The following is a 5,043-nucleotide window of genomic DNA, read 5'->3' on the forward strand; positions in this document are numbered from 1 at the left end:
CAATATAGAAAACTTACACATCATATTTTATCGTGTCACGAAACTCTACTTTCACAGAATAATTAAGAATTAAAAAGTTGGAACTTTGGTACTATATATATAAGGATTTAGTTCCAAAAAATAAATGGTACTAAATTGCTATAAATGGCATGGTTGTCTAATTTATAGGCATTTTCACAAGTCTAAATTTTGCGATAGACTTATCGCACTTTTTTTGCGACTAAAATAAAAAGTTGGAACCAAAAAAGTTGGAACCATATATATAGGGTTTGGTTCCAAAAATTAAATGGTACCAAATCGCCATAAATGGCGTGGTTATCACATTTATAAGCATTTTTAGTTAAAAAAAATCGGGGGTGAGTTACCCCCGAATTAAAATTAAAAAAATAAGAAGGAATTAATCCCTCTTATTTAAGTCCTATTATATAATTTCTTTCTGTTATTTCATAAATAGCCTTTACACAACTTTCTAACTCATGTTCAATATCTTTAATTTTATATTTCTTTTTATCTTCATCTATGAAATATTTATCGTTAAATGGTTCTAATTTTCTAAGTTCCATTAGGTCATTAAATGCCCAGTTATAGGCGCTATTTTTTATTGGGTGATTATTTTTTAGTGCATAACAATCAAAATTCTTTCTAATTGAATAATAAACATAGTCGCCAGTACCTTTAATTGATTCTTTGTTAGTTCCTAAAGGCTTTTGTTTATTATATATTTCAACTCTTTTGATATTTTTAATTGATACAATTCTTTCTTTCTTGCTATTGTCTGTAGCATATTCAGTCATAATATTAACAAGTATTGCTACTTTAGATATATTTTCATTATCTACAACTGGTAGTATGGCATTTCTTAAATCGCTTAATAATTCTTTAAATAATTTATTTCTGTTATATTTCTTGTAAAATTCTTTTAAGAGTTCTTCCTGCAATTCAGTACCTTTTATTTTTTTTTTTACCAGCTTTAAAAATTCTGTTAATGATTTACTATCTCTTAATATTATTTCTAAATCTTCTTTAAATGTATTTTCTGCTTTTAATACTTCTTTCTTTTCAACTGTTACTGGTGCTAAATATATTACCTGCTTATTTCTAGCCTTTACGTTCTCCAGTTGTTCCAGAATAAAATTATCGTTGTAGTAATTAGCTTTTTCAAATTCAAGCCTAGCTTGTTCCATTAACATTGGATAATCTATCTTTAAAAGCCCATCTTCTACAAACATTATGTCTTTTACTGTTACATAAGCTTCATTGGTTTTATATTTATTCCATTCATTTTTTACTATCTCTTGAGTTGCTTCTAACTCATACTCATTTAAAATATACTCATTAAAAAATATCCTTGTACTTTCTGAATCTCTTTCCAGCTTTCTAACAAACATTTCATAAGGCATTATATTTTTATTAATCTCTTTATCTGTTGATCCTAACAATAAAGTTAAATCATTGTCATTAGTTCTAACTCTTGCTAGAAATTGCTCTATCTTCTGAATATCAAATTTATTTCTATCCTGCTTTACTATTAATGCTACTTTCTTTGATTTGATATTAACTCCTGCATTAATTAAGCTGGTAGTTAGAATGATAGTTTTATTTAATTTACTATTTTCTATGATATTCTTGTATTCTTCTGCAACTTCGTCCTCTTCGCTCTTGTTTTGTGAATTAATGACTATACATTCAAGCCCTAGCGCCTTTAATTCGCCCTCATACGCCTTTAATTGCTCAATACTATCCTCGTAAAATATAACGTTGTTATAGGCTTGTAGCTTGTCCTTAATTAGGTTAATAGTTAATACTCTCTTTTGGTCGTTCCCCTTTGGTAACCTTAAAATATTAAAGTTATCAGCATTATATTTTATATTTTCAGTATCAACTGTAATATATCTGTTAAATAAGCCTTTATCCTTATAAGTTTTATTTATATAGCTTGTATTGGCACTCATTAAGATGCTATTATCACTATTCTTTATGAAGTTTTCTATCATTCGAGCCTTATTGCCTAATAATTTTCTTTTAGACTGTAATTCGTGTACTTCATCAACAATAACTGTGTACATTGGAGGAAATTCTCCAAGAATTGCTCTAGCTTCAATTTCACTATCTATTGCTTTTTCTAGCATGTGTATTTTATGATATGTACTTACTATGTACCTGCTTTTAGGTAGAATAATGTCATTTCCATAAAATATATTGAATATTGGGTAATCTTTTGTTACCTGCTCGGCAATACTTCTAGTTGGCACCAAAAGGAATATATAGTCCATGCTCTTATTAGCTTTTAATAAATCTATTAACCCATAAGTTTTGCCTAGTCCAGTATTGGCATTTAATAGAATATGCTTATATTCTTCAATCTCTGCCCCTAGGCTTGATTTACATTCGCTTAGGTATTTTTCCACCTTTAAAATTTTATCGCCCTCTAGGTGCTTTTCTAGGGCTTGTACGCTATTCTTTTCATAAATAGGAATATTGGCATTAAATAAGAAATTGGCTTTTTCTGCAACTTCTTTAAAGCCGTTTAGATTATAATATTTAGATATGAATTTCCAAGGTGTTAACCCTCTTCCACAATCACTCGTCCAGCAAGTAAAAATATTCTTTGCTGGATTGATACTTGCTCCATGGTTATTATCTCCCCCATGAAGTGGGCAACATAAAGATTTTCTTTTTATTTGAACTCCTGTAATACTTTCGATTACATCTTTTATATTATGCTTATTATTAAATTCTTCGATTACTCTTAATACATCTGTCATTCTCTTAAATTCTTCCTTTCTTTAATCAGAAAAAGCCCTTCTAGGTGTACCCTAAAAAGGCTCTTGAAGAATCTAAAATTAAATGATATAATGACATCATCTAAATGACTTCAAAGGCTTTTTAGGTAGTTCGGTTACCTATTAAGTTGCTTTTAAATATAGTGCTAGTATATTTAAAAGCATGAGGTCTTTTTTTATATTTTAAATTTATTATAACTCATACTTAAAAATATACCAGTTTGTGTTGTTTTCTTTCATTATTAACTCCTCCTAGTATCATTTCTTAAAATAATGATACCGTATCTTTTAGTTATTTTTCAACCAAAAAAGTTATATATTGTGAGTTTTATTTGTTGTAATTTGTAAAACCCCACTTTAAAAACTTATTGTTAAAGACTTTATGTGAGGTTTATTTAAATGTGAAAATTTTGTTTTTATTCCATTTTAGGTTTTATTACTGAAAATGCCTCGTCCCTTAACACTTGAGCAGCAACCCTCATAGTAATTCTTAACCCCATAAGATCCTCTTGTCCTAAATTAATACTTGTACCATCTTCTAGACTTAATGTACTTTCTCTAAGTACTTCATACTGAATATCTTGTAATATCCCTAATCTTAAGTAATCAAAATCGCCAGTAATTAGTGGGGTTTTTGTACTATCAAAATGAGTTGTATATTCAACTGCTGTAGAATATATATTATTTACATCTGTAACTAATTGAGTACCCATTGTTGTCTTAAGGTTTCTAAGCTTAGTTTTAGTTGCTGGTGCTTGAATTAATACAGTAGGTGTAAATCCACCTTCTTCAACTTTTCCCATTGTATTAGATATATCAATCATTATGTCATCTGTTTCATCTACTCCCCTAGTTGTTCCAACTGAAAGCAGTGTCTTTTTAAATGGATTTTTTGTATCTCCAGTTAATATAGTCCTATCTATTACACTATAAAAACTTTCTGCTATAGCGTCCTTTAAATCTTCAAATAAGTTTGTAACTGGGTCTGATAAAGCTTCCCTTGACGCTGTCATTATTATTGCTATTTTTTTAGCCTCTAACGTTACTGGAATTATTGAAGGCTTTCCAACTTTTATTTTTTCCCCTTCTCCAACCCATGTTGCTCCAGGAACATTAATCACAACTGGTATTGTTTTTTTAGGTGTTGACATTGGCTCAACCTTTGCATATTTCATGCAAATAGAACCTTCCATTATTTGTTTTACTATTTCATTACTTATTTCATGTGGAATTATTCCATCTAATTGTTGACTTAAAATTAATTCATCTGCCATATATTATCTTACTCCTTTAACTATGCGGTCAAAGTCACTCATTGGGTTATTTACGCTCATTGAATTATTATTTCCCGGAACATATGAATACTGTTTAAATCTGTTATCAACTGTCCTATCAACGTATTTAACCATCAACTCTTTGAACTTTTCTATATTTTTTATTGTTTCTTCTGTATCCTTACCAGCTACAAAATCAACCAATTCAACTGGTATTTCTGATTTTATTAATAATTCTTGATATTTCATTCTTAATTCCAGTTGTTGTTTTTCTTGGTTTGCTCTTTCAAGTTCTTTATTTATTTCTTCTAACTTTATTTCTGCTTCTGTTTTTGGTGGATACCTTTTGTTTATTTCTTCTTCAATTAAATTATTTAAATTCTTTTCTTTCCATGACTCAATGCTCTTATCAAGTCTTTTATTGACTGTTTTATCTACAACGCTATCATAATAGCCTTTTATTTCTAAATTGCTTTCTATTGCAGTTTTGAATTGCTCTAGGGTTATCTCACCAACTTCGTTATTTTTAGTTGACTTTTGCCCTTCTTCAATTTCAGTTACTTCTGTTTCATCTACTTCTTTTGGCACTTCCATTTTCAATTTCCTCCTTTCACCATAGACTTTTTACACCTACGACTTTTATTGAATGCAAACGCCTTTACCAACCAATATGGTTTATAGTTGTATAATACATCTTTTCAATACTAAAGTCAATTAGCGACTTTGTAAAAATAAAAACGAAAAACATCTTCCATTTTGGTTAAGGAGGTAGTATAATTTTATTAAGATATAGTAAGGAGTGATATTAATGTACGGAGAAAATATAAAAAAAATAAGAGAATCAAAAGGAATGAGCAGAAAAGAATTAGCTGATAAATTAGGAATTACCGAAATGTCAGTCGGAAGATATGAAAATAATCAAAGAGAGCCTAAACACGATGTATTAATTAAAATAGCAGAAATATTAGAAGTACCAGTAACGTTAC

Annotated in this window: 4 protein-coding genes; 1 reads left to right on the plus strand and 3 read right to left on the minus strand. The window is 29.1% G+C overall.

Annotated features, from left to right (window positions below; genetic code table 11):
- Nucleotides 1-407: 407 nt before the first annotated feature.
- The 3 genes from J7M87_RS13905 to J7M87_RS13915 form a co-directional block, all read right to left on the minus strand.
- Entirely contained in the window at nucleotides 408-2,765 is a 2,358-nt protein-coding gene (locus J7M87_RS13905) for a DEAD/DEAH box helicase family protein (protein ID WP_291651716.1), read from the minus strand.
- 434 nt (nucleotides 2,766-3,199) lie between these two features.
- Complete coding sequence (locus J7M87_RS13910) at nucleotides 3,200-4,057, minus strand: phage major capsid protein (RefSeq protein ID WP_291651719.1); 858 nt, start codon at nucleotides 4,055-4,057, stop codon at nucleotides 3,200-3,202.
- A gap of 3 nt (nucleotides 4,058-4,060) precedes the next feature.
- Nucleotides 4,061-4,651 (minus strand): DUF4355 domain-containing protein, encoded by a 591-nt coding sequence (locus J7M87_RS13915; protein ID WP_291651721.1) that lies wholly within the window; start codon nucleotides 4,649-4,651, stop codon nucleotides 4,061-4,063.
- A 214-nt stretch (nucleotides 4,652-4,865) separates the two neighbouring features.
- Between J7M87_RS13915 and J7M87_RS20450 the strand changes: the two genes are divergently transcribed.
- A partial coding sequence (locus J7M87_RS20450; RefSeq protein WP_365845676.1) for a helix-turn-helix transcriptional regulator occupies nucleotides 4,866-5,043 on the plus strand: 178 nt, incomplete at its 3' end.

The organism is Clostridium sp. (assembly GCF_017888565.1).
Lineage (GTDB): Bacteria > Bacillota > Clostridia > Clostridiales > Clostridiaceae > Clostridium.

Bases quoted from the DNA above. Each gene is read 5' to 3' on its own strand.
- J7M87_RS13905 (WP_291651716.1), bottom strand. From the start codon at position 2,765: ATGACAGATGTATTAAGAGTAATCGAAGAATTTAATAATAAGCATAAT.
- J7M87_RS13910 (WP_291651719.1), bottom strand. From the start codon at position 4,057: ATGGCAGATGAATTAATTTTAAGTCAACAATTAGATGGAATAATTCCA.
- J7M87_RS13915 (WP_291651721.1), bottom strand. From the start codon at position 4,651: ATGGAAGTGCCAAAAGAAGTAGATGAAACAGAAGTAACTGAAATTGAA.